Raw genomic sequence first — 24,431 nt, 5'->3', positions numbered from 1 at the left:
AGTTGCTTCTAGAGCAACTGCGCTTAAGGTTAACCCATAAACATCTCGAACAGTAGGTAAGCGTTCAGCGTGATGATAATAGCCGAAACCGTCCAGGCGAGGATTTTAACCAGTGGGGAGTTCGTAAATACGCCCATCTTGAGCTTACTGCCCGTAAACAGTACCAATGGCACTACCGCGAAGCTAAGTTGCAGCGACAGAATGACTTGGCTAAGAACCAATAGCTCGCCCGTGCCTTTCTCTCCGTAAAGCACCGTTACGATAAAGGCCGGAACTACAGCAATAGCGCGGGTGATGAGACGACGCAACCAAGGCTTCAAACGGATGTGCAGAAAGCCTTCCATCACGATTTGCCCCGCCAGCGTACCCGTCAGGGTTGAGTTTTGCCCAGATGCCAGCAACGCTACAGCAAACAACACACTGGCCGCGCCCGCGCCCAGCACCGGCGCCAGCAGCTTATGCGCATCGTTAATATCGGCTACGTTGAAATAGCCATTGCGATGGAACGCGGCCGCCGCCGTTACCAGAATAGCCGCATTCACGAAAAACGCGAGAAACAGCGCCACTGTAGAGTCGATAGTGGCGAATTTAATTGCCATGCGCTTGCCCTGCTCCGTCTGCTCGATGGCGCGGGTTTGCACAATGCTGGAGTGCAAATACAGGTTGTGCGGCATTACTGTAGCCCCCAAAATACCGATGGCGATGTAGAGCATGCCAGGGTCCGTCACGACTTTCGTTTGGGGTACCAAGCCGGCGGCAATACCCAGCCAATCGGGGTTAGAAGCAATAATTTCGTACAGAAAGCAGCCAAAAATCACCACGATCAGGCCTGCCACAATGCTCTCAATAATGCGGAAGCCTTTATTCTGGAAATAAAGCACCACCAACACATCCAGAATAGTAAGCACCACGCCCCACGGCAGCGGTAAGCCAAACAGCAGGTTTAACGCAATGGCCGATCCGATGACCTCCGCTAAGTCACAGGCGGCAATGGCAACTTCGCAGAGCACCCACAGCACCATTGCCACAGGCTTGGAATAGTGGTCGCGGCAGGCCTGCGCCAAGTCGCGGCCCGTCACGATGCCGAGTTTAGCCGCCAAGTGCTGGAGCAGCATGGCAAACAGGTTGGAAATCAGGATAACCGATAGCAACGTGTAGCCATAGCGGGCGCCGCCGGCAATATCGGTGGCCCAGTTGCCGGGGTCCATGTAGCCCACCGCCACCATGAGGCCGGGCCCCCAGAAGGCAAACAGCTTACGCCAGAAAGACGCATCGTGCGCGGGTACTTTAATGCTCGCGTACACCTCCTGTAAAGAAGGGGCATGGCGCGCCTGCCGCCAGCCCGGATGCTCGGAAACAGGCGGCGTGGGGGGCTTTTCTATAAAATCCTTAACCGGTTGAGACACTGTATTGGTAGAAGAGTTATTCACAAAGTACGGTATTTTTAGACTAATCTAAATTTATTTTTCAATTTACCTTAACTACTGATTTTCTGTTAAAATGTTTCGTACACCGGCGAAGTAGATTTTTTAATGGATTTTTGCCCCCCGCTTTTGTGTTCAACCCCCTATGACGCTTTCTGAATCTAAGCTACGCCTCGGCATCCTGTCCCTTGTGGTAAGTGCCGTGCTGGTTGCTGTGAAGTTCTACGCCTATATGCTCACGGCCTCACAGGCCGTACTTACCGATGCCCTGGAATCCATTATCAATGTGTTTACCAGTGGCTTTGCGCTGTATAGTCTGTATTTATCAGGCTTGCCCAAAGATGAAAATCACCCTTATGGCCACGGCAAAGTAGAGTACCTATCAGTAGGGTTTGAGGGTGCTCTGATCCTAATTGCGGGCGTTTATATTTTCTACAGCGCCACGCTGGCCTTCCTTGAGCCGCATGCTATTGCCCGGCCCGACTTAGGTATGGCTTTGCTAGGCATTACGGCGCTGATAAATCTGGCCGTAGGTTTTTTGCTGATTCGGTCTGGTCGTAAGCTCAAATCGGTGGCCTTGGTGGGCGATGGGCAGCACCTGTACCTCGATGCGGTGAGTACGCTTGTCTCCTGCGTAGCCTTGCTGCTGGTAGCCGCTACGGGCAACGTATTGTTTGATGCGGGCGCGGCGTTGCTACTGGGGGGCTTTATTGTGGTAAATGGCCTGCGCATGGTGCGCCGCTCAGTGGGCGGCCTCATGGATGAGTCGGATGTGGTAATCGTGCGGGAAGTAATTGGCGAGCTACAGCAGTTTCGCCGCCCCGCCTGGATTGATGTGCACAATCTGCGTGTGTTGCGCTACGGTGCAAACCTCCACATCGACTGCCACATGACGATGCCGTATTACTTCAGCCTCGACGAAATTCATAACGAGCTAAACGATATCGAAGCCCTCATTCGCCAGCGCTTCGATGTAGATGTGGAGATGTTTGTACACGCCGACCCCTGCACCGCTACGGCGTGCGCTCACTGCCATATGTCGGAGTGCCCGGTGCGCCAGCATCCATTTAGCCAGGAAATCGGCTGGACGCTAACCAACGCCGTGAAGAACGAGCGGCACCAATTGGTAGTAGAGCAATAGCGCTACTCAATTACCAAGCGCCGTGCGTATTGCTCCGTTTCGTTGCGCACCTGCACCACATACACGCCCGCCCGTAAGCCAGATAAGCTTAGGCTTAATTCCGCTTGCTGGGGGGCAAATTTGGCCGTGCGCACCACGCGGCCCAGCGCATCATGAATGGTGGCGGAAGTAGCTGACGTGGGCGCGGCAGGCAGGCGCACCGCTACCGTCTGACGCGCCGGATTCGGCCAAAGGCCCAGCGCCGCGTTGCGCGCTTCGGACTTGGTACTGAGCACAAATCCCCGGTTTTCCAGGGTCACAATCTGGTCGTTGCCGCCGCCGTTGCTGGTCGCTACATACACGCGGCCCGCTGGCGAGACGCACAACGCCCGCAGACGCCCATATCTATTGAGCAAAAAATCAGGTGGAGTTGACGTTGAAATGGCGTCGCCGGCTGCAGTAAGCGGAAGCTGAACCAGCTTAGAAGCCTTCAGGGTAGCCATCAGTAGGCTGCCGCGCCACTCTGGAATGGCGGGCGAATCGTAATACGCTAGCCCCGCCACAGCTAGAGTAGGAGTCCAGATAAACAGAGGCTCTCGGACGTTGTTGGCCGCACAAAAAGCAGCCTCGCCAGTGTCACATTTGCCAGGTACGTTGGGCCAGCCATAATTACGGCCCGGCTCAATCAGATTCAGTTCATCATCTGAGTTTTCTCCATGCTCCGAGCTGTAGACACGTCCTGATGGCAAACGCACCAAGCCCTGCGCATTGCGGTGGCCTAACGAATACACCCGGCTGCCTGGCGTGGGATTATCGGCAGGAATACTGCCGTCTAGGTTCATGCGCAGAATCTTGCCGTTGAGTGAAGCCGGGTTCTGCGAGTCGGAGCGAAGCTGGGCATCGCCAGTGGTCATGAGCAAGGTGCGGTCGGGGAGAATGAGCAGACGCGAGCCGCTGTGAGTAGTAGTGGAAGTGATGTTGCCTAGGAGCACCAGTGGGGCACTGAGCGAAGTGGTAGCCGCGTTGTAGGTGTAGCGCACTACCTTTTCCTTTAGCCCATTATCATTGTAGTTATAGACGATATAGAGGTAAGGCGAAGTAGTAGCAAAATCGGGGTGAAGCACCATACCCAGCAAGCCGCTTTCGCCGGTCGGGGCCACATCGGGCACGCTCAGTAAGGGCGAAATCTGCCCTGTAGTTGGATTTACGCGACTAATGCGTCCGCCGCGCTCCGTCATCCAAATGAAGTCATCCGGCCCCCAAATTAGCTCCCACGGGATATCAAGGCCAGTCGCCAACGGAGTAGCCGAAACAGTAGTATTGCCGACAGTAAAGGTGGTGGTCTGGGCAGAGACAGCAGTAGGTAGCAGACTGCTGACCAGCAACAATGAAGCGGCGAGGGTTTTCATAATATGAATAAATAAACAGCTGAAGCTGAAGGCAGTAGAGAAACTAACGAATGAATAACACATTCGGATTAGCTTCATCCTTATCGGTGAGTAATTATTTTTATTCTCCCGTACTTTCCAGTCTGCTTTTCCGCCTATCTACTCTTCTTTCACATGACGAAAAAACTACTACCGCTGTTAGCGATTGGTGCCATCAGCTTCGGCGCGGGCGCTATGTTGCCCCGCCCCGCCGCCGATTTGCCCCCCATCACGGTACCCATGCTGCAGGCGGCGCAGGGCTTGTTGGGCCTAAATTTTACCGCTGCCCAACTCGACTCTACCCGCCGCGACCTCGAAGACAACCGCAAAGATTACGAGCAGATTCGCCAGGTGAAGCTGCCCAATAGCGTGGCGCCCACGCTCGTCTTCGACCCCGTGCCGCTGCGCCTGCGCCAAGCCATGCTGCCCAAAGCCAGCAACGACTTTGGAAAATTGCCCCCCACAGCCAAAGTAAAGCTGCCCGCCAACCGCGACGATCTGGCTTTCTACACCGTGCGCCAGCTCAGCGAGCTAGTGCGCACCAAACAGATTTCTTCCGAGGAGCTGACCCGGTTTTTCTTGGCTCGTCTCAAAAAATACGACCCCAAGCTGCTCTGCGTCACCACCCTGACTGAGGAACTCGCTCTGCAGCAGGCTCGGGAGGCCGACAAAGAAATCAAGGCTGGCAAATACCGCGGCCCGCTGCATGGTATCCCGTTCGGTGTCAAGGATTTATTTAGCACCAAAACCTACAAAACTACTTGGGGCTCCGTGCCTTACAAAGACCAAACGCTGGACGAAGACGCGGCCGTCGTAACCCGTTTGCGCGAGGCGGGGGGCGTTTTGGTCGCCAAATTTACCCTCGGTGAATTGGCCATGGGCGATGTGTGGTACGGGGGCAAAACCCGCTCACCCTGGAATATTACGCAAGGCAGCAGTGGCTCCTCGGCCGGCTCGGCTTCGGCAGTAGCCGCCGGGTTGGTGCCCTACGCCATCGGTACTGAAACCTTGGGCTCCATCGTAAGCCCCAGCACGGCCTGCGGCGTAACAGGTTTGCGGCCTTCGTATGGGCGAATAAGTAGGGCTGGAGCGATGGCTTTGAGTTGGAGCATGGATAAAGTAGGCCCCCTGGCTCGCTCGGCCGAAGATTGTGCACTAGTATTCGCTGCCTTAGTCGGCGCTGATGCCCGCGACCCCGCTACCACAACCATCCCGGCCGGCTTCAAATACGCGTTCGATACCGACATCAAAAAGCTGCGTGTTGGCTACTTAAAAGCCGATTTCGACCGTGATTATCCCACCAAAGCCAACGACCAAGCTTCCCTTGAGGTAATGCGAAAACTGGGCGTACAGCTCGTTCCGCTCGATTTGCATGATCTGCCCGATGGAGAATTGACATTCGTGCTTGGTGCGGAAGGCGCCGCTGCCTTCGACGAGCTCACGCGCTCGGGGCGCGATGCGATGATGGTGAATCAGGGCCGGAATGCTTGGCCAAATTCGTTTCGCACCGCGCGCTTTATTCCGGCTGTAGAATACATTCAGGCCCAGCGGGTTCGGCGCCAGTTGATAGAAGAAGTAGATAAGCGCATGCAGGGGTTTGATGCGTATTTGGCACCTTCATTTGGTGGTCCTAATCTGGTTATTACCAACCTCACAGGCCATCCGGCGGTAGTAGTGCCCAATGGCTTTCGCGCCAATGGCTTACCCAGCACAATTACGTTTGGCGGACAACTTTTTGAAGAAGGTAAGTTGCTGGCGCTGGTAAAAGCCTACCAGGACGCGACGGATTTTGACGAAAAACACCCCCCGCTTAACTTTTAGTAGTATTTCTCAAGGCGGTCATGCCGAGCGGCGCGAAGCATCTCGCGTGTTTAGTGAGAGTAGTAACTCAACGAAGCGAGTGAGTTGCGCCGCTCTTGATGACGGCCTAATAAATAACCTTACCATTTAAAGAAAATGCCTTCCAGCCTTCACCAACGCGCCGACGGCTACCTTATCTCCACCGACCCTGCCCGCTTGGACTTGGACGTTATCCACGATTTCCTGGCTAATGACTCGTACTGGGCTCGTAAAATGCCCCGCGAATTACTGGATCGGGCCATCCGGAACTCGCTCAACTTCGGCCTGTATGCTCCTGATGGTCGCCAAGCTGGCTTCGCCCGCGTTGTTACCGACCGCGCTACATTCACTTGGCTCTGCGACGTGTTTGTGCTGCCCGAATTTAGGGGCAAGGGCTTGTCGAAATGGCTGATGGAATGCGTGTGGGCGCACCATGATTTGCAAGGACAACGCCGTCATCTGCTGGCCACACTAGATGCGCACACGCTCTATACCCAGTTCGGATTTAGCCCTTTAGCCGAACCTGAGCGCTTTTTGGAGATACGCTTCTCGAATCCGTACGGCGTACCCACCAGTCACTAGGTAAGGTAATGACCACCGACTTAGCAGCTCACTGGTACCAGCTAACAACGCCTTTCACCCCAGATGCGGCTGTACGCACGGCTACTTTTGAGCAACTCGCCGTAGCTTACGAATCGTCTGGGCGGCACTACCACACACTCACGCATATTCGGGCCTTGCTGTGGGCGGTGGAAGAATTTCCGCTTCCACTCAATGATATAGAGGCTGTGCAGCTGGCCATCTGGTTTCATGATGCGGTGTATAACTCGATGCGGACCGATAATGAAGCCCGTAGCGCTGAGCTGGCGCGGCAATTCTTGGCGCAGACCACATTGGGCTCTGACCGAACCAACCGCGTTGCTTTTCTCATTGAGCAAACCAAGGATCACACCCAGCCTCAGCCCAACGACCCGGATTTACATTTCTTCCTGGATGCTGACTTACAGATTTTGGGCGCTCCGGAGCTAGATTACCAGCAATATGCCCAGCAAATACGGCAAGAATACTGGTTGGTGCCGGGGCCGCTGTACCGCCGAGGACGGCGGGCGGTGTTGCAGAAAATGCTGGACACAGTAATGCTCTACCGTACCGAGTTTTTTCGCGAAAAGTTAGAAACCCGTGCCCGCTACAATCTGCAAGCAGAGTTGGAAAGCTTGTAGAGGAAAGAAGATTTGCTCGCAAAAAGCCCCCCGGAGGTGGAATCGGAGCTGACTTAAAGGGTAATTATCCTGCCGTTGTTTGCAACGCACGCCGCGCATGCCTGTCCTTGCCGCGGGCTTGTGTATTTTGCGGTAAGCTTTCATGTTCCATCTTTCTTACCTACCTGATGCGCGTTTCGTTCGTCGTGCGGGCGCTGGCTTTGTTAGGGCCGGTTTCTGCTGCTTTTGCTCAAACTCCTGTCGCTGCGCCGGCGGCTTCGCTCGGCCCGCTTACGGTCGAGAAAATAATGCGCGACCCGGCGCAGTGGATTGGTACGGCTCCTTCTAACATATATTGGGGTGAGGATGGCAAACGCATCTACTTTAACTGGAATCCCGACAAGAACCGGCGCGATTCGCTGTATGCCGTAGCGCCCAGCGGTGGCGCACCCCGCAAAATCAGCTTTCGCGACCAGCTAAATTTGCCCCCCAACACGGGTGTCTACGACCAAAAGTTCGCTCGCAAGGTGTATGAGAAGGAGGGCGACATTTATTTGCTCGACCTGAAAACCAATAAGGTGCGGCGCGTGACCAATACGGCCGAGCGCGAATCGGATGCGGCTTTTGCGCTGCAAGGCCAGCTCGTGAGTTACACGCGGGGGGCAATTTGTTTACCTGGAATCCGGCCAATGGCGAAACCGTGCAGCGCACCGATTTCCGCAAGGGCAACAACCCCGCGAAGGGCTCACCAACGGATCAGTCGGAAAAGTACCTGAAGGCCCAGCAGCTAGCGTTATTTCAGGTGATTAAGCAGCGCGACCAAGACCAGCAGGATCGGCAGCGCGTACAGAAAGCGTTGAATAAGCTGCGTCCGAAGGCTATTTATCTGGGTCTGAAAACGGTACGTAACCTCCAACTCAGCCCTGATGGTCGCTTCGTAACCTACTCGATGGTGCAGGAGCCGGGCAGCGAAAAAGTGGCTATCGTGCCCAGTTTCGTAACGGCTTCGGGCTTTACCGAGGACTTATCTACGCGTACCAAGGTAGGTGCGCCCCAAACCGCTATGGAGTTGGGTATCTACGACATAGGCCGCGACACCACCTTCGTGCTGGGCTACCGCGACCTGAAGGGCTTGGACGAAATGCCCGCGTATCGCAAAGAGTATCAGCTGAAAGCCAAAGCTCCAACAACGGTTACTGATTCAACCAAAGCCTCGGCTAAGAAAACCGAAAAGCCTGCTACGGAGCTGCGCCGCGTAGCCCCTTTTGGGCCGTTTTGGTCGGACAACGGCGAGCGAGCTTTTTTAGTAATGCGCTCATCCGATAACAAGGACCGTTGGATTGTAGCTCTTGATCCAACCACGCAGAAAATCACGTTGCTGGACCGGCAGCGCGACGAGGCCTGGATCAGCGGCCCTGGCATCGGCAACGGGGCGGGCAATGTGGGCTGGCTACCGGATAACAAGCGCGTGTGGTTCCAGAGCGAGGAGAGTGGCTACTCCCACCTGTATACCGTGGATGTGACCAATCAGCAGCGCAAAGCCTTGACCAGCGGCAAGTTCGAAATCCAGAAAGCCGAACTTTCTAAGGATAAAAAGACGTGGTATCTCTCGGCCAACAAAACGCACCCCGGCGAGCAGCACTTCTACCGCATGCCAGTATCTGGGGGGCAAATGACCCAGATTACAACCCTACCCGGCGCGCATGAGGTCACCGTTTCACCCGACGAAAAGACGTTGGCCGTGCGCTATAGCTACTCAAATAAACCTTGGGAGCTGTTTGTGATGGACAATAAGCCGGGCGCCAAAATGCGCCAGCTGACCAATTCGCTTACTTCTGAGTTCAAAAGCTACGCCTGGCGCGACCCGGAAGTCATCACCATCAAAGCCCGCGATGGGGCCGACGTGTATGCGCGCCTCTATCGTCCGGCCAATGCGGTAGCCCAAGGCCCGGCCGTGATTTTTGTGCACGGTGCCGGCTATTTGCAGAACGCGCATAAGTGGTGGAGTCAGTACTCACGTGAGTACATGTTCCATAACCTGCTGGCCGACCAAGGCTACACGGTGCTCGATATTGACTACCGCGGCTCCAGTGGCTACGGCCGCGACGTGCGGACGGGCATTTACCGCTTTATGGGCGGCAAAGACCTCACTGACCACGTGGATGGCGCGAAGCTGCTGACGGAGAAATATGGCGTTAGTCCGCAGCGTATTGGCATTTACGGTGGTTCGTATGGCGGCTTTATTACTCTCATGGCCATGTTCACGGAGCCGGAGGTGTTCAAAGCCGGTGCTGCCCTCCGCTCCGTTACCGATTGGGCCCACTACAACCACGGCTATACCGACAACATCCTCAACGAACCCTACAACGACTCTATCGCCTACGCCCGCTCGTCGCCCATCTATCACGCCGAGGGCTTAAAAGGCGCTTTGCTGATGTGTCACGGCATGGTTGATACGAATGTGCATTTCCAGGACATCGTGCGTCTCACCCAGCGACTCATCGAGTTGAAGAAAGAGAATTGGGAACTTGCCGTATATCCCGTAGAGGACCACGGCTTCGTGGAGCCCAGTTCCTGGACCGATGAGTATAAGCGGATTCTGAAGCTTTTTAATACCAATCTGAAGTCAACCGCGCCGGCCAGCAGTAGCAGTGGTGGAGAATAACTTACCATAAAAAAACCCCCCAGACACAATCTGGGGGGCTTTTTTAGGACACTACAACTGCCGTGTTAGTGAGAAGCCGCTATAGGAGTATCCATTTGGGGTGAAGCCCTGCAATGGTACAAGTGAAAATCCTTTGCCATTGCGTTTTACCTTGTGTAAGTGTGGCACCAAGATGCCCGCCCCGGCACCTACTGCATAGCCCAGTAAGTTATCAGAAAGGAAGTGTTTACCCGCCCGTAACCGCAGGTAGCCTACCGTGGCAGGTACTGCCGCCGCTGCCGCCCACACATAAGGACGGGCCGCAGAGTTTGGGTGAAAATCATTGAATACTTTGGCCGCAAAGAAAGTAGCCGTAGCCGTAGCAGCCGTGTGGCCAGCAAAAAACGAGTTGGTAGAGTTGCGGTTGCTGCGCTGGTTTAGGTCGAGAGCAGTATTGTAAGCCAAGGGCCGACTGCGCTCTACCAACGCCACAGTCGACGTGAATAGCGTACCCGTTACTGCCAACGTCTGGATGTAAAGCGCTCCTATTTGGCCGAATTTCTTATTCATATCCCTGTCCAGTAGAAGGAGGGCTACGGGGGCTGCCAGCGAACCATAGAAAGGGTAGTCGCTGACACGCTTGGCGCTCTCACTATAATAGCCGGCCGAAAAACGGTCAAAGCGATTCACATTTTCTTGGCGCAACGCGTAGGCTTCACCTTCTGTAAGCCCATCTTTTTTTTGCATACCGTTCAGTCCGATGGCTGTTCCAAGAAGCAGGGCGCCAGTGATAGGGGCATCAATGCCAACGTCGGTGCGGTAGGGTGAGCGTTGCTGACCAAAGCTAGAAGATGCGCTAAAAAGCGTAAGCAAGACAAAAAGTGAACGGATACTATTTCTCATGTGGAAAGGCATAAAAGGCTGAATTGGCTACCCAAACGCAGAGTTTAAGTAAAAGTTGGCTGTCTGATTTTGGTGAATAACGCTTGGGGGCATTTTATAGGAATTATTTCCTTCATCATTTTCCGTTAGCTTTGCCGCTGCTGCGCTATGGCGCACTGCTACATTTATTTTTCACCGACGACGTTCTATTCCGACGCTGATGTCCTACTTGTTCACTTCCGAGTCTGTTTCGGAGGGCCACCCAGATAAAGTTGCCGATCAAATTTCTGATGCCATTCTCGACGAGTTTCTTCGTCAGGACCCCGATTCTAAGGTTGCTTGCGAAACGCTGGTAACCACTGGCTTAGTGGTAGTAGCCGGCGAAGTGAAATCCAAGGCTTACGTAGATGTACAATCAGTTGCCCGCAACGTAATTCGGCGCATTGGTTACACCAAGGCTGAGTATAAGTTTGAAGCAGAGAGCTGCGGCATTCTATCGGCCCTGCACGAGCAATCTCCCGACATCAACCAAGGCGTGGAGCGTCAAAGCCCCGAGGAGCAGGGTGCCGGCGACCAAGGAATGATGTTTGGCTACGCTACCCGCGAAACCGACAATTATATGCCGCTGGCGCTGGATCTGTCGCACCGTCTGCTGCGTGAGTTGGCTGCTATCCGCAAGGGTGGTAAAGAAATGACCTATCTGCGCCCCGATGCTAAGTCGCAGGTAACCATTCGCTACGCTGACGACAACACTCCCGAGGCCATCGATACCATCGTGGTCAGCACCCAGCACGATGACTTCGACGAGTCGGAAGCAGGCATGCTAAAGTGCATTTCGGAGGATATCCGCAACATCCTGATTCCACGTGTGAAAGCTGGCCTGAGCGCCGATGTGCAGCGACTCTTCACCGATCAGATCACTTATCATATTAATCCTACTGGCAAATTCGTTATTGGCGGTCCCCATGGCGATTCCGGCCTGACGGGTCGCAAGATCATTGTAGATACCTACGGTGGCAAAGGTGCTCACGGCGGGGGGGCTTTTTCGGGCAAAGACTCCTCGAAAGTTGACCGCTCAGCAGCGTATGCGGCGCGCCATATCGCCAAAAATCTAGTGGCTGCTGGCGTTGCCGACCAAGTGCTCGTACAGGTAGCGTATGCTATCGGTGTAGCCCAGCCAGTTGGCCTCTACGTGACTACCTACGGCACTACTAAAGTGAACGGCAGCAATGGCTTACTTACGGATGGTGAAATTGCCGATAAGGTGAACAAGCTGTTCGATATGCGTCCGTTTGCTATCGTGCAGCGCTTCGGCCTCCAGAATCCCATCTTTGGCGAAACTGCTGCATACGGCCATATGGGCCGTGAAGCTGGTACTACTGAAGTAAAGCTTGGCAACGGCGAAACCCGTACGTTTGAAACCTTCACTTGGGAAAAGCTAGATTACGTAGATAAAATTAAAGCCGAGTTTGGTCTGTAAGCCAGATAACTATCCGCGTTAAATAATAAGGGCGCCCTTCCTCAGTGGAAGGGCGCCCTTATGTTTGTATTTCAATCAGCTCTAATGGCTGGTTAGCTTCTCTTTATGCTTTTTTATCTGACGACGTAAACCCTCAGCCGCCTCGTCGGTAGCTGCCTCGAAGGTAGCCGCATCCGCTTGGCTGAACAGCGTACTGCCCGGCACTAGTACTTTGAGCTCAACGGTTTTGTTGTCAATACCGTCCTTATTGTTCAGCTTCATGATAACCTCGCCTTCGGTTACACGATCGTAGAAGGTTTCGAGCTTATCGAGACGCTTCTGGATGAAATCAAGTAGGCTCTGGTCGGCGGTGAAATGCACCGAATGCATCTGTACTTTCATCGGAAATAGGGGTTTGGTAAATAGAAAGGAAAACACTCAACTAATTACTTAAGCCTTCGGATGGGCTTTGTCAAAGACGGATTTGAGCTTGTCGATAGACAAGTGGGTATACACCTGCGTAGCTGCCAGATTTGCATGACCTAGTAATTCTTTAATAGCGTTTAGGTCAGCACCTTTACTGAGTAGATGCGTAGCAAATGAGTGCCGAAGCACGTGTGGGTGCTGTTGTGATGAGGCGGTGGTAATCTGACTTAAATACTGCTTCACGGTGCGATACACGAGTTTTTCGTACAGAGGCTCTAGCTTATCTGTAACGAGGAGAAAACCGCGGGCGTTGTCGGGAGAAGCAAATTCAGCTTGCTTGCGCGCTATATAGCTTTCCAGCGCTATATGAAGCGTCGGGTTTAGAGGCACTACCCGCTGTTTGTTGCCTTTGCCCGTTACCCGCACTGTACGGCTGGCTAAGCTAAGGTCGTCATGACGAATCCCAATGAGTTCCGAAAGGCGAATGCCGGTGCCGTAGAGCAACTCCAGAATAAGTTGATCACGAGAGCCAACAAATGAATCAGCAAACTTAAAGCTGTTAAGTAGGCCGTTTAGGGCGTCTTCTGGTACAAAGTCAGGAAGTTTCTTAGCCGTTTTGGGCGAAGTAATGCGTAGCATCGGGTTGCGCTGAACAGCGCCCGTACGCAACAAGTACTTGTAATAGGAGCGAAGGCAGGCGATTTTACGGTTCACCGTACGTGGATCACGCTGCTGCTGCATCAACTCCACTATCCAGGAGCGGATGAGGGTATGATCAGCCTGCGCCGGTTCCGACATTTCATAGGTAGCCAGTAAATACTCAGCAAACTGTCGAAGATCGGTTTGGTAAGAAAGAACCGTATGTGGACTGAAGCGCCGCTCAAACCGCAGATAGTCAAAAAATAAATTCATATACAAAGGTTTAGCCGCTGGGGGCAATTATCCAATGTAAGAATTTAAATCGGAACTTTTGGACGCGAAAAAACCGTCTGATTCGCTTGTGTAAGCAAATCAGCCGGTTATCACGAAAAGCTTAATAAGCTAAACGCTAGTAATTCTCAGTAGCGTACATGGTCTGCTTGTACACAGCTTTCTCTCTCTGCTTACGCTTCGTGATAGAAGGCTTTTGGAAGAACGTACGACGACGCAGTTCCTTTAGCACACCCGTGCGCTCGAATTTTTTCTTGAAACGCTTCAGAGCCCGGTCAACCGACTCGTTGTCTTTGATTTGAACGATGATCATATATGCAGTGGAGTTGAAAACTTTCTATTGAGGGGGGCAAAGATAACCACAGATTTTGAAGATTTAAAAATGCTTACGCAGATTCCTAATCAACAGCTATGAGAGCCCTGAAAGAATAGAACCAATAAAGTCTATTTTAGAAGTGTGCGAGCAATAACCAGTTTTTGAATTTCGGAAGTGCCTTCACCTATAGTGCATAGCTTGGAATCGCGATAATACTTCTCTGCTGGGTAATCCTTGGTGTAGCCATAGCCGCCAAAAATCTGCACGCCTTCATTAGCAGCCCGTACGCATACCTCTGAGGCATAAAGCTTAGCCATAGCCGATTCTTGCGTTACATTCAAACCACGGTCCTTCATATCAGCAGCGCGGTAGGTAAGCAAGGCGGCAGCCTCAATTTCAGTAGCCATATCAGCTAACTTGAACGCAATGCCCTGAAAGTTGGAAATAGGCTGGTTGAATTGGTGGCGTTCCTTAGAATACTGAGTAGCTGCCTCAAAAGCCCCCTGCGCAATGCCTAAGCTCAGGGCTGCAATAGAAATTCGCCCTCCATCAAGCACTTTCATCGACTGAATAAAGCCTTCACCTACTTCGCCCAGGATATTCTCTTTCGGTACGCGACAGTCGGTAAAGATTAGCTCAGTAGTCTCAGAAGCGCGCATACCTAGCTTGTCCTCCTTACGCCCGTGCGTAAAGCCCTCGGTAGGCTTCTCAATTACAAATGCTGTCATACCATGCGAATCACCCACCTCGCCAGTACGGGCAATAACAACGGCAATGTTGCTGCTTTTACCATGGGTGATAAAATTCTTGGCGCCATTAAGAACGTAATAATCCCCATCCTCAACGGCTACTGTGCGCATATTGCCAGCGTCAGAGCCCGTATTAGGCTCCGTTAAGCCCCAAGCGCCAATCCATTCAGCCGAAGCTAACTTAGGCAGCCACTTGCGCTTTTGCTCTTCTGATCCGAATTGAAGAATATGACCGGTGCAAAGAGAGTTATGAGCTGCCATCGATAGGCCAATGCTACCGTCAATCTTGGCCAGTTCGGCTATCGCAGTCACATACTCAACGTAACCAAAGCCAGAACCACCATACTCCTGCGGTACTAGTACGCCCATCAGGCCTAAATCACCTAGTTGCTTAAATACGTCGATGGGAAATTCTTGGCTTTCGTCCCATTTCATCATGTGAGGCTTGATGTGGGTCGCGCCAAAGTCGCGCACCATCTGGGCAATCATTGTTTGGTTCTCGGTAGCTACTAATTCCATGGGTGGGGATGGGATTTGGGTGGGTGGTAATGGCATAACCAGCAAGAGCCGGTTTTGGGTTCGCAAAAGTAGTGCTTTGCTTTAAGAGAAGGTGCTTTATAAAGTATCGTATACAGCCCCGATTTTGAAAGGGTGTGCTTATTCGGTTACTTTGAAGGTTTATCGGGAAAAATTAAGCTTGTATTCGGCTGTTTTCCCGGCACTATTTCACCTGTCTCTGGCTTTTTTGGCCCGCATGCTACATCCCATCTTTCGCCGCCTGCTATCTATTGGGTTGCTAGGCTTATCGGTTCTGTTGTCGTTTTCCTGCACGACTTCTAAGATATACCGCCAAAATGTACTATTTCGTTTAGAAGGTACAACAGTTGATACTGCCAGATTACGCACGACCATTAATAGGACCGAACGTAACTACATCATTCAGTCCAATGATTATCTCGATGTGCGAGTATATACTAACAAAGGTGAGCGAATACTCGATCCCAACGGGGAATTACCATTCGGCAATCCTGGCGGACTAAGAGGTGCTACAACCCGGCCGGGAGCCGGTACACGCACCACGACAGCTCAACAAGGTTCTGGCGGTACCACAAGTGGCGGTTCTGAGTTCCTTGTGCAAGACGATGGCATCGTGAAGCTGCCGATGGTAGAGAATGTGAAGCTAAGTGGCTACACGCTCTTAGAGGCTGATAGTGTATTGCAGGTGGCTTATAGTCAATACTATGAGCAGCCTTTCGTCGTGACACGAGTTACCAATAATCGTATCATTGTACTTGGTGCTGTTGGCGGTACAGGTGGTCAGGTCATTCCGATGACCAATGACAATATGAACTTGATTGAGGTATTGGCTATAGCTGGGGGCATTGATGGGGGGGCAATAGGAACGGGTGGAAATCGGGTAGGACGTACAACTAACATACGTCTCATTCGAGGAGATTTGAAGAACCCGCAGATACAAGTCATTGACCTGTCTACGTTTGAGGGAATGCGCCGTGCAAATCTGCAGGTGGAACCCAATGATATAGTTTATGTTGAGCCTGTACGACGACCCTTCTATGAGGCCTTAACAGATGCTGGTCCAGTATTTGGGCTTGTAACCAGTCTCATAAGTGTTTTAAGTACACTGTATATCATAACAAGAGTCTATAACAATTAAGCTTGTTTTTTTGCTGACAATAAGCTTGTTCCCTTCAACCAATAGAATGCCCTGATGGCAGCGAAAGAAGAAACTGAGCTGGAAGAAATGATCCGCAATGCGGGTGGTATGGAAGCGGAAGAAAAAGAGGATGCTGGTGATGGGTTAGACCTCACCACCCTTCTTCAGGTAGCCCGCAAAAGCTTGCCCTGGATTGCCTTACTAATTGCTTTAGGCCTGACGGGCGCATGGCTGTTTTTGCGTTATACAAAGCCTGTGTATCAGTCCTCATCTGTAATAAAGATTGATGAAAGAACAGAGGCCGGATTATTGGGTATGGGTCCTGTTGGTGGCGCGGTGGAGAAGCGTCAGGAGTTGGCCAATCTTTCAGGTGAGGTAGAATTAATCAAATCCAATTTGATCTATCGCCGCTTAAAAGACTCGTTAGCCCTCGACGTCAATTACTATGTGGAAGGCACAGTGCTGGAGTCAGAACTGTATAAAAGGTCACCCTTCAAAGTTGCGTATGCTATTAAAGACCCCGCGTTTTATAACCGGAAGCTGAATGTTAGTTTTATTAGCCCTACTCAATTTCGATTGAGTTACTTGGAGGATAAAGAAGAAGTAAGTGGTGACTATGCTGTAGGTCAACCTATTAACCTTCCTGGTATCAGTTTAAAGCTGACTACTGATTCTTCCTTCTTCGACGCGAGTGCATTAGAAGCACAGTTTTACTTTATCATTCTCGATGATGGATCGGTGAATGGCTACTTGAATAAGAATATCTCAGTTGAGATTGTTAATCCTGAAGCTCATACTGTTGAGATATCGTTTGCTGATTTCAATCCTTTAAAAGCGCAGGATATTGTCAATAAAATTGACACAGTTTACTTACAGGAAAAGCTAGCGCAGAAGAAGGAAGCATCCGAGAAAAGCTTGCGCTTTTTGGGCGAGCAGACGGATGTAACGAACAACAAATTGCAGCAGGCAGAAGACAACTTGCAGTCTTTCGCGCGCGAAAACAAAACCTACGATGTGCGGCGCGATGCCGCTACTGTAATAGATAAGATAGCTATTCAGGAGGAAAAAAGGCAAGAGCTACTGCAAAGGCAAAGCTTATTGGCAGATTTATCGCGCCTAGTAGAACAAGACCAGATAACTAGTAATGAGGATTCCACCGTTGCTCAAAGTATTCCTGGGCTGGCAGAATTGGAAGATAATCGCCTGATACAGGAAATAGAAGCCCTAAATAGTCAGCAATGGGACCTTCGCCGAGTACTGCGTTCTTATAAGGAAACAACGGAAGCTGTAAAGCAGCGGCGTGTTCAGCTGGATTTTACAAAGAACACTATTCGCCGTCTCTTGGAGCAAAACAAAGAACTGTTGCAGGAGCAGATAAATAAGATGGGCCGTCAGCGAGATGAGCTTAGTTCTAAACTTGAAGGATTGCCGGAGAAAGCAACGCAACAAGCACGCCTGCAACGTCCGTTCGAACTCTACGAAAAGACATATGTGAGTTTGATAAACCGGGAGCTGGAATTCCGGATTGGTCAGGCTGGCACGACGGCCGATTTTCAGATTCTATCACCTGCTAGCTTACCAAGTAAACCTATTTCGCCCGTGCGAGCCATGGTGTATGCTATTGGTCTGGCGGGGGGCATTGTGCTAGGGCTTGGATTAATTGCAGTCCGCTATCTCTTGCATGATACTGTAACAAATACGCGTGAGTTGGAGCGTATGACCTCAGCAGCAGTGCTCGGCGTAATTCCAACATACGATAAGGAAAAGATGACAGTGTCAAAGCTGGTGGTGGACAAGAACCCTAAATCTGCCATTTCGGAGTCTATTCGCTCTATTCGTACTAATCTGGATTTTATAGGATCATCGCGAAAGAAGCGCATTATATCGGTTACATCAACCGTATCTGGTGAGGGTAAAACCTTTGTCACAGTGAATCTGGCCGGGATTATTGCTTTGTCGGAACAGCGGGTTGTAATTCTTGACCTCGATATGCGAAAGCCAAAAGTAAATCTGGCGTTTGGTACTGAGAATGTGCGGGGCATTAGTACTATTCTGATTGATAAGCACACTGTAGAAGAGTGTATACAGCATACTGATATTCCTACACTAGACTTCATCTCGGCTGGCCCTACACCACCAAACCCATCTGAGCTCATTCTAAACCCCAAGTTTGATGAGCTATTAGCCGAATTACATCAGCACTACGACGTAATTCTGATTGATACGCCGCCCGTTGGACTGGTAACTGATGGTATCCTAATTATGCGAAAGGCTGATATTCCGCTTTACATAGTGCGAGCAGGCTATTCCAAGAAAGCCTTCCTGAAGAATATTAATAAGCTAATGCGGACGAATAATTTCACTCGCCTCAGCACTATTCTAAACGACGCGAGCACTACTGGTCTTGCTGGCTATGGCTACGGGTATGGCTATGGATATGGCCAAGGCTATTACGACGAGCCGACGCCACCCAAAGGAATAATTAGCCGCCTCAAGCAGCGTATTTCCTAGAAATCTGCTTTCTCTTCACTTAAAATATGGCTTCATTCCTGCGCAAGCTTTTCGGCCAAGCGGCTTCTGCGCCGCTGGTTAACGAAAACTTGCTGGCCGAGCTTGGAGTTGATATGCATTCGCACTTGCTGCCCGGCCTAGATGATGGAGCCGAAACCATCGAGCAATCATTGAGCTTGCTGGAAGCGATGCAGGCATTAGGATACCGTAAGCTGATCATGACGCCCCACATTATGGGCGATTTCTACAAGAATACCCCTGCCACTGTTCATGCGGCATTAGCCCGAATGCGGGACGCTGCCACGGCTGCCGGCTTTACTGATATACAGTTGGAATGTGCCGCTGAGTACTATCTGGATGAATGGCTGGGGGGCAAATTAGATAGTGGAGAAGACCTCCTGAGCTTTGGCGGAGCCAAAAAATACCTGCTGCTGGAAACGTCTTACATGAATGAGCCCTTCAACATGCAGGATATCATCTTCCGGCTCAAAGCGCTGGGATATCAGCCGGTATTAGCGCACCCTGAGCGCTATACTTATTTCTATGGTCGCTTTTCGGATTTGAAAAAGATTCACGACAACGGCGTATTGTTTCAGGTTAACCTTAATTCGTTGGCTGGCTATTATTCCTCCGGCGCCCAGCGTGTAGCCGAAAAGCTGATTGATGCAGGCTTGGTGGATTTTGTCGGTACTGATGCCCACAATCTCAAGCATACCGAAACTCTGCGTAGTAAAGTGTTGCCTTCTGCCTACTTAAAAAAAGTACTGGCTTTGCCTGTCTTAAATAATACGCTACTAACTGATTAGCTTACTGCCACTCGACTTTCTAACCCCTGATATGTATGGTTTTTGTCACCGGTGGTAGCGGATTGTTAGGTAGTTTTCTGATTCCAGCCTTGGTGGCACGCGGCTATGCAGTGCGGGCTCTTTATCGGCAGCAAGTGCCAGCCGTTTCGAATGCCGATAAGGTGGAGTGGATAGAAGGTGATTTGCGTGATACTACACTACTAAGCACTGCCTTAGCAGGAGTTACCCATGTACTTCACTGCGCCGGCTTGGTTTCGTATGCTCCGCAGGATGCGGCGAAGCTACAGCAGATTAATGTCGAAGGCACAGCGGCCGTAGTCGATGCCTGCTTAGAACAAGGACTGCATATTCGCTTATGCCACGTATCATCAGTAGCAGCACTGGGTGGTCCTTCCGCCGCCAAACAGGATATCTGGGGGGCAAATAATGTAGTGGATGAGACGGCTAAATGGGATTTAGGGGCGGAGCATAATGCGTACGCTACCTCCAAATATTTAGGTGAACTGGAAGTATGGCGCGGGATTTCAGAAGGGCTGTCGGCCGTTATTGTAAATCCCTCGGTAATACTCGGTCCCGCCAATTGGCAACGCAGTAGTACCCGTCTTTTCCGGTACGCGCACCGAGAGCACTCCTTTTACACCCCAGGTAGCCTGAATTATGTAGATGTGCGCGACGTCGTGGAGGCTATGCTTCGTCTGACGTTTGAAAGCGAAGTGGCTGGGGAGCGTTTTATTCTGAGTGGCGGCGTGGTGCCTTTGCGTGATTTCCTCGTCCAGGCGGCGGAGTGCTTCGGCAAAAAGCCCCCCACGGTGGTCGTACCTACTTGGGCAGCCGAGACGATCTGGCGCTTGGAGCACGTGCGCTCCGTGCTGACGGGCGCCCGGCCGCTTATCACCAAGGATACGGCCCGCGCGGGTAGACGCTCTGTGATTTACAGCGCCGCCAAAGTGGAAACGACTATGGGCTTACAATTCCGGCCATTGGCTGAAACAATTCAGTGGTGTTGCGCCGGCCTGACATCAGCGAACCAGCCGTCGCCCGGTGTGGTTATTGTATCATAAGTGAGTAGCGTTATCTTCAGTGATTCCGCCGCCCGACGCCGGCAAAGTCTGCCGTTTTGGCGACCTTTGAGTCTTGCATACGAATGAGAATGAACGAAAATTTTGAGGAAAGACAGCAAGTGTTGGATACCGTGCGTCGGTTCGAGCGCATGGTAGCCCAAAACGAGTCTGTCTTTTTTGATTTGGCCGATTTTGAGAATATCATCGACCACTATACGACCAACACGCAGTATGACAAGGCTTTACATGCCTGTGAGACTGCTATAGCCCAATATCCTTTTTCCACCGAATTGCTCATCGACCGCTCCCAAGTATTGGCCATGAAGGGCGAATACTCGGCTGCGGCTCGGCAGATAGAAGATGTAGCCCAACTCGATCCGACTAACCCCGATGTGGCCGTTACCCGTGGCATTATCGCCACGCAGAAAGGCGAGTTTGCCGAGGCAGTAGCTTTTTTCCATGATGCCGCGGAGCACTCACCGGAGCGAGAGGATATCTACTTCAACCTCGGCTTGGCTTACCAAAGCTGGCAGAAGTTTAAGAGCGCGGCCAAGTACTACAAAATGAGTCTGCGGCTGAACTCCGACAATGATATAGCGGTGCAAGAACTGCTTTATTGTTTGGAGGTGAGCGAGCGGCTGGAAAAGAACCTAGAGTTTTTCCGCCGTTTTACTGATGAGGATCCTTACTCCGCTCCGGCGTGGTATAATCTGGGGCAGGCTTATTATCGGCTGGGGCAGTATGATCAGGCAGTAGCGGCTTTTGAGTACGCTATTCTGGTTGATGCTACCTTTTATGAGGCGCACGCTTTTCTGGCCAGCACTTATGTAAGCCAGGAAAAGTATCAGGAAGCCATTGCCGAGTTCAATCTTAGCTATTCAACTGGTGAGCCAACGGCCGAAGCGCTGTGCAATATTGGTGAGTGCTACGAGAAAATGGCCGAATGGGACCAGGCGCGGCGCAATTACCAGCGGGCCATTGACCTCGATCCGGAAATGGATGAAGCGTGGTTTGGGATGGGCGTAGTGCTGAATGCTCAGGAACGGTGGTTTGAGGCCGCTCATTTCTTCCGCAAGGCCACTACGCTGTACGACGAAAGTGTAGAGTATTGGCTAGCCTTGGCTGCTGCCGAATACCAAGTTGGCAATGTCGTGAGTGCTGTGGAGTGCTACGACCGCGCTACGCAGGTAGGACCCGACAACAAAGACGCGTGGCTGAACTGGAGTATTATCCTTTATGAGCAGGGTAACTATGACGGCGCCATCGACCTGATGCGGAATGCTGTGGAGATACAACCTGCTGAAGCTGAGCTACAATATCGCCTTTGCGCTTACCTGCTGGCGGCTGGCCGCTACCGGGAAGCCTACGAGAATCTGGAAAATGCGCTAGTTTTGGACTTCGATAAGCATCGTCTGCTCTTCGAATACTTTCCGGAGCTCGAATCGCAACGGGCTTTGGCTCGACTGATTGATCAGTACCGGAAGTAGATAACCCAACTTCAACCTCTTTGAAACCAGCTGTCATCCTGAACTCTACCTCGTTCGGGATGACAGTTGGTTTTATGGCTTACCTCCATCTGAACTTAAGCGCATGAATTATCACCTCGATCAACTCCCCGAGCGTACCGCCAAACCTCGCGAACAAGGCTACACCATGGTTATGGATAAAGGCCTGAGTATTCGCGAAGTAGAAGACTTTTTAGAAGTTGGCGGCGAGTACACTGATATTGTAAAGCTAGGCTGGGCTACCTCGTATGTTGTGCCTAACCTGAAGCGTAAGCTGGAAGTGTATAAAGCGGCCGGCGTGCCGGTGTACTTCGGCGGAACTCTGTTTGAGGCCTTCATTATCCGTAACCAATTTGATGACTACCGCCGACTGTTGTCGGAGTTCGGGATGGAATACGCCGAGGTTTCGGATGGCTCGCTGGAGCTGCCCCACGACAAAAAATGCGAGTACATCCGCACGCTGGCCAAAGACTTGAATGTGTTGTCGGAGGTCGGTTCGAAGGACGCGGAGAAAATTATTCCGCCCTACAAATGGATTTCTCAGATGCAGACTGAGCTGGACGCTGGCTCCATTAAGGTAATTGGGGAAGCGCGTGAGGCTGGCAATGTGGGCTTGTTTCGGAGTACCGGTGAGGTGCGTTCGGGTCTGGTAGAGGAAATTCTGACCAAGATTCCCTTTGAGAAAATTCTGTGGGAAGCTCCTCAGAAAGCGCAACAGGTTTGGTTTATTAAGATGCTCGGCAGCAACGTAAACCTGGGCAATATCGCACCTAACGAAGTAGTGAGCTTGGAAACCATTCGATTGGGCTTGCGCGGCGACACCTTCACACACTTCATCGATATGGACGCTGTAGACCCCATGTTCAAGCCAGAAGTGAAAACTGGTCGTCCTGGCACATCCATGCCGCGCGGATAAACTACTTAGCTTCATTAGAAGCTCAAAAAAGCCCCCCAGACTGCCATGCGCAGCGACTGGGGGGCTTTTTTGGGTTACGCTTGCTAAGCCATAATGTACTAGGCTAGCAGAAGCATTGTTAACTCTACTGTCGGGAGTGCGTAAGCGGGTGTTGCACATAAGCAACCTTTGCTCCCTCAGTTATCATGAAGAATTACCTGCTTTATCTACCCCTAGCCGCCTTATTCGCCTGCAACCAATCGTCGCCGAAGACGGAAGAAACGGCTGCAACTACTGCCTCTACAGCCGTCGATTCGGTGGCCACCGTGGCTACGCCTGAGTTGCCTAAGCCATACGCTACGCCGTCGGCAAAAAACTTTAGTAAAGTGATTGGCTGGCCTCAGGGCAAAATGCCAACGGTGCCGGCTGGGTTTACGGTGACGGAATACGCTGCTGATTTGCAGAATCCGCGCTGGATATATGTGGCGCCCAACGGCGACATTTTTATTGCCGAATCTAATTCGATAGAGAAAACTTCTACGGCTAAGGGCGAAAAGGCGAAAGGCCTGAAGCAGTCGGGGTCGATGAAGGAAACCAGCGCCAACCGTATCACGCTCCTGCGTGACGCTAACAAGGACGGCAAGCCCGAACTGCGTGAAACCTTCCTGACGGGTCTGAATCAGCCTTTCGGAATGCTGGTTGTCGGCGACAACTTCTATGTGGGCAACACCGATGCCGTATTGCGCTTTCCTTACAAAGCCGGTCAAACCAAAATCACCGCTGGGGGGCAAAAAATCCTGGATTTACCCGTTGGCGGCTACAACAACCACTGGACGCGCAACCTGTTGGCCAACGCTGACGGCTCCAAGATTTACGTATCGGTAGGATCGGGCAGTAACGTGATGGAGAAGGGCGAGAAAAACGATGAGGGCCGGGCGCTGATTCTGGAGATTAATCCCGATGGCTCCGGCAAGCGCGTGTATGCCAGTGGTCTGCGCAACCCGGTTGGTATGGATTGGCAGCCCGGCACCCAAGTCCTCTGGACGGCCGTGAATGAGCGCGACGAGCTAGGCGACGAGCTCGTGCCCGATTATATGACCAGCGTGAAGGAAGGTGGCTTTTATGGCTGGCCTTACTCGTATTATGGCCAAAACGAGGACCCCCGCCGCAAAGGTGAGCGGCCCGATTTGGTAGCTAAATCAATTGTGCCCGATGTGGCTTTGGGCCCGCACACGGCGTCATTAGGCTTGGCCTTTTATGATGCTAATGGCTTCCCAGCCAAGTACCAGAATGGCGCTTTCGTGGGGCAGCACGGCTCTTGGAATAGCTCGAAGTTTACGGGATATAAAGTAGTGTTTGTGCCGTTTCAGAATGGCAAGCCTGCCGGTCAGCCCGAAGATTTTATGACGGGTTTCGTGGTCGACGAAAGCACCAAGGAAGTGTACGGTCGGCCGGTCGGCGTAACTGTGCTGCCCGATGGCTCTATGCTGGTTGCGGATGATGCGGGGGGCAAAATATGGCGCGTAACTGCCACTCAAGGCACAAAGTCTTAGTTACGGGTGC

Annotated in this window: 21 protein-coding genes; 14 read left to right on the top strand and 7 right to left on the bottom strand. The window is 51.9% G+C overall.

Going from position 1 to position 24,431, the window contains the following annotated elements; genetic code table 11:
* Positions 1 to 29: 29 nt before the first annotated feature.
* Positions 30 to 1,304 carry an Nramp family divalent metal transporter gene (locus tag G7064_RS09310; protein ID WP_240935868.1) on the bottom strand — a complete coding sequence of 425 codons (1,275 nt, stop codon included), beginning with the start codon at positions 1,302 to 1,304 and terminating at the stop codon, positions 30 to 32.
* Positions 1,305 to 1,569: 265 nt separating this feature from the next.
* Between G7064_RS09310 and G7064_RS09305 the strand changes: the two genes are divergently transcribed.
* Complete coding sequence (locus G7064_RS09305; RefSeq protein ID WP_166073348.1) at positions 1,570 to 2,565, top strand: cation diffusion facilitator family transporter; 996 nt, start codon at positions 1,570 to 1,572, stop codon at positions 2,563 to 2,565.
* 2 nt (positions 2,566 to 2,567) lie between these two features.
* Here the strand turns inward: G7064_RS09305 and G7064_RS09300 are convergent, their stop codons facing one another.
* Entirely contained in the window at positions 2,568 to 3,953 is a 1,386-nt protein-coding gene (locus G7064_RS09300; protein WP_166073347.1) for a PQQ-dependent sugar dehydrogenase, read from the bottom strand.
* Between the two features lie 153 nt (positions 3,954 to 4,106).
* Here G7064_RS09300 and G7064_RS09295 point away from each other — a divergent pair, with 153 nt between their 5' ends.
* The 5 genes from G7064_RS09295 (at position 4,107) to G7064_RS09280 (ending at position 9,674) form a co-directional block, all read left to right on the top strand.
* Positions 4,107 to 5,792 carry an amidase gene (locus G7064_RS09295; protein WP_166073346.1) on the top strand — a complete coding sequence of 562 codons (1,686 nt, stop codon included), beginning with the start codon at positions 4,107 to 4,109 and terminating at the stop codon, positions 5,790 to 5,792.
* Positions 5,793 to 5,927: 135 nt separating this feature from the next.
* Positions 5,928 to 6,392 carry a GNAT family N-acetyltransferase gene (locus G7064_RS09290; RefSeq protein WP_166073345.1) on the top strand — a complete coding sequence of 155 codons (465 nt, stop codon included), beginning with the start codon at positions 5,928 to 5,930 and terminating at the stop codon, positions 6,390 to 6,392.
* Between the two features lie 8 nt (positions 6,393 to 6,400).
* The gene (locus tag G7064_RS09285) at positions 6,401 to 7,030 is read left to right on the top strand and encodes a hypothetical protein (protein WP_166073344.1); all 630 of its coding nucleotides are present in this window, start codon (positions 6,401 to 6,403) and stop codon (positions 7,028 to 7,030) included.
* 167 nt (positions 7,031 to 7,197) lie between these two features.
* Positions 7,198 to 7,785, top strand: a complete 588-nt coding sequence (locus tag G7064_RS22315) for a hypothetical protein (protein WP_240935842.1) — start codon at positions 7,198 to 7,200, stop codon at positions 7,783 to 7,785.
* Positions 7,677 to 9,674, top strand: coding sequence for a S9 family peptidase (locus G7064_RS09280; RefSeq protein ID WP_240935840.1), 1,998 nt, complete (start codon positions 7,677 to 7,679; stop codon positions 9,672 to 9,674). Before G7064_RS22315 ends, G7064_RS09280 begins: the two co-directional genes overlap by 109 nt.
* A gap of 51 nt (positions 9,675 to 9,725) precedes the next feature.
* Here G7064_RS09280 and G7064_RS09275 read toward each other — a convergent pair whose 3' ends face one another.
* On the bottom strand, positions 9,726 to 10,526 hold the full coding sequence (locus G7064_RS09275) for a phosphatase PAP2 family protein (protein ID WP_240935839.1): 801 nt from the start codon (positions 10,524 to 10,526) through the stop codon (positions 9,726 to 9,728).
* Positions 10,527 to 10,755: 229 nt separating this feature from the next.
* On the opposite strand from G7064_RS09275, the gene metK reads away from it, so the two are divergent.
* The gene (gene metK, locus G7064_RS09270) at positions 10,756 to 12,015 is read left to right on the top strand and encodes a methionine adenosyltransferase (RefSeq protein ID WP_166073342.1); all 1,260 of its coding nucleotides are present in this window, start codon (positions 10,756 to 10,758) and stop codon (positions 12,013 to 12,015) included.
* Between the two features lie 81 nt (positions 12,016 to 12,096).
* On the opposite strand, the gene hpf is transcribed toward metK, so the two are convergent.
* From hpf to G7064_RS09250, 4 genes are all read right to left on the bottom strand, one after another.
* Positions 12,097 to 12,396 carry a ribosome hibernation-promoting factor, HPF/YfiA family gene (gene hpf, locus G7064_RS09265; protein WP_084445783.1) on the bottom strand — a complete coding sequence of 100 codons (300 nt, stop codon included), beginning with the start codon at positions 12,394 to 12,396 and terminating at the stop codon, positions 12,097 to 12,099.
* A gap of 48 nt (positions 12,397 to 12,444) precedes the next feature.
* Positions 12,445 to 13,332, bottom strand: a complete 888-nt coding sequence (locus tag G7064_RS09260; RefSeq protein WP_166073341.1) for a tyrosine-type recombinase/integrase — start codon at positions 13,330 to 13,332, stop codon at positions 12,445 to 12,447.
* Between the two features lie 136 nt (positions 13,333 to 13,468).
* Positions 13,469 to 13,663, bottom strand: coding sequence for a 30S ribosomal protein S21 (gene rpsU / locus G7064_RS09255; protein WP_084445790.1), 195 nt, complete (start codon positions 13,661 to 13,663; stop codon positions 13,469 to 13,471).
* A gap of 131 nt (positions 13,664 to 13,794) precedes the next feature.
* Positions 13,795 to 14,934: an acyl-CoA dehydrogenase gene (locus tag G7064_RS09250; protein WP_166073340.1), complete on the bottom strand. Its 1,140-nt coding sequence runs from the start codon at positions 14,932 to 14,934 to the stop codon at positions 13,795 to 13,797.
* Between the two features lie 151 nt (positions 14,935 to 15,085).
* On the opposite strand from G7064_RS09250, the gene G7064_RS09245 reads away from it, so the two are divergent.
* The 7 genes from G7064_RS09245 (at position 15,086) to G7064_RS09215 (ending at position 24,421) form a co-directional block, all read left to right on the top strand.
* On the top strand, positions 15,086 to 16,090 hold the full coding sequence (locus tag G7064_RS09245; RefSeq protein WP_240935837.1) for a polysaccharide biosynthesis/export family protein: 1,005 nt from the start codon (positions 15,086 to 15,088) through the stop codon (positions 16,088 to 16,090).
* Positions 16,091 to 16,144: 54 nt separating this feature from the next.
* A complete protein-coding gene (locus G7064_RS09240) occupies positions 16,145 to 18,601 on the top strand; it encodes a GumC family protein (RefSeq protein ID WP_166073339.1) in 2,457 nt (818 codons plus the stop codon).
* A 26-nt stretch (positions 18,602 to 18,627) separates the two neighbouring features.
* Positions 18,628 to 19,407 (top strand): tyrosine-protein phosphatase, encoded by a 780-nt coding sequence (locus tag G7064_RS09235; protein ID WP_166073338.1) that lies wholly within the window; start codon positions 18,628 to 18,630, stop codon positions 19,405 to 19,407.
* A gap of 35 nt (positions 19,408 to 19,442) precedes the next feature.
* Positions 19,443 to 20,468, top strand: a complete 1,026-nt coding sequence (locus G7064_RS09230) for an NAD-dependent epimerase/dehydratase family protein (RefSeq protein WP_166073336.1) — start codon at positions 19,443 to 19,445, stop codon at positions 20,466 to 20,468.
* Positions 20,469 to 20,557: 89 nt separating this feature from the next.
* The gene (locus G7064_RS09225; protein WP_166073335.1) at positions 20,558 to 21,955 is read left to right on the top strand and encodes a tetratricopeptide repeat protein; all 1,398 of its coding nucleotides are present in this window, start codon (positions 20,558 to 20,560) and stop codon (positions 21,953 to 21,955) included.
* A gap of 103 nt (positions 21,956 to 22,058) precedes the next feature.
* The gene (locus G7064_RS09220; protein WP_166073334.1) at positions 22,059 to 22,889 is read left to right on the top strand and encodes a phosphosulfolactate synthase; all 831 of its coding nucleotides are present in this window, start codon (positions 22,059 to 22,061) and stop codon (positions 22,887 to 22,889) included.
* A 185-nt stretch (positions 22,890 to 23,074) separates the two neighbouring features.
* Positions 23,075 to 24,421, top strand: coding sequence for a PQQ-dependent sugar dehydrogenase (locus G7064_RS09215; RefSeq protein WP_166073333.1), 1,347 nt, complete (start codon positions 23,075 to 23,077; stop codon positions 24,419 to 24,421).
* Positions 24,422 to 24,431 lie beyond the last annotated feature (10 nt).

Origin of the sequence: Hymenobacter sp. HDW8, from assembly GCF_011305775.1 — a bacterium.
Taxonomy (GTDB): domain Bacteria; phylum Bacteroidota; class Bacteroidia; order Cytophagales; family Hymenobacteraceae; genus Hymenobacter; species Hymenobacter radiodurans.
Note: the sequence above shows the minus strand (reverse complement) of the source record. Positions and strands in the feature narration are given on the sequence as shown.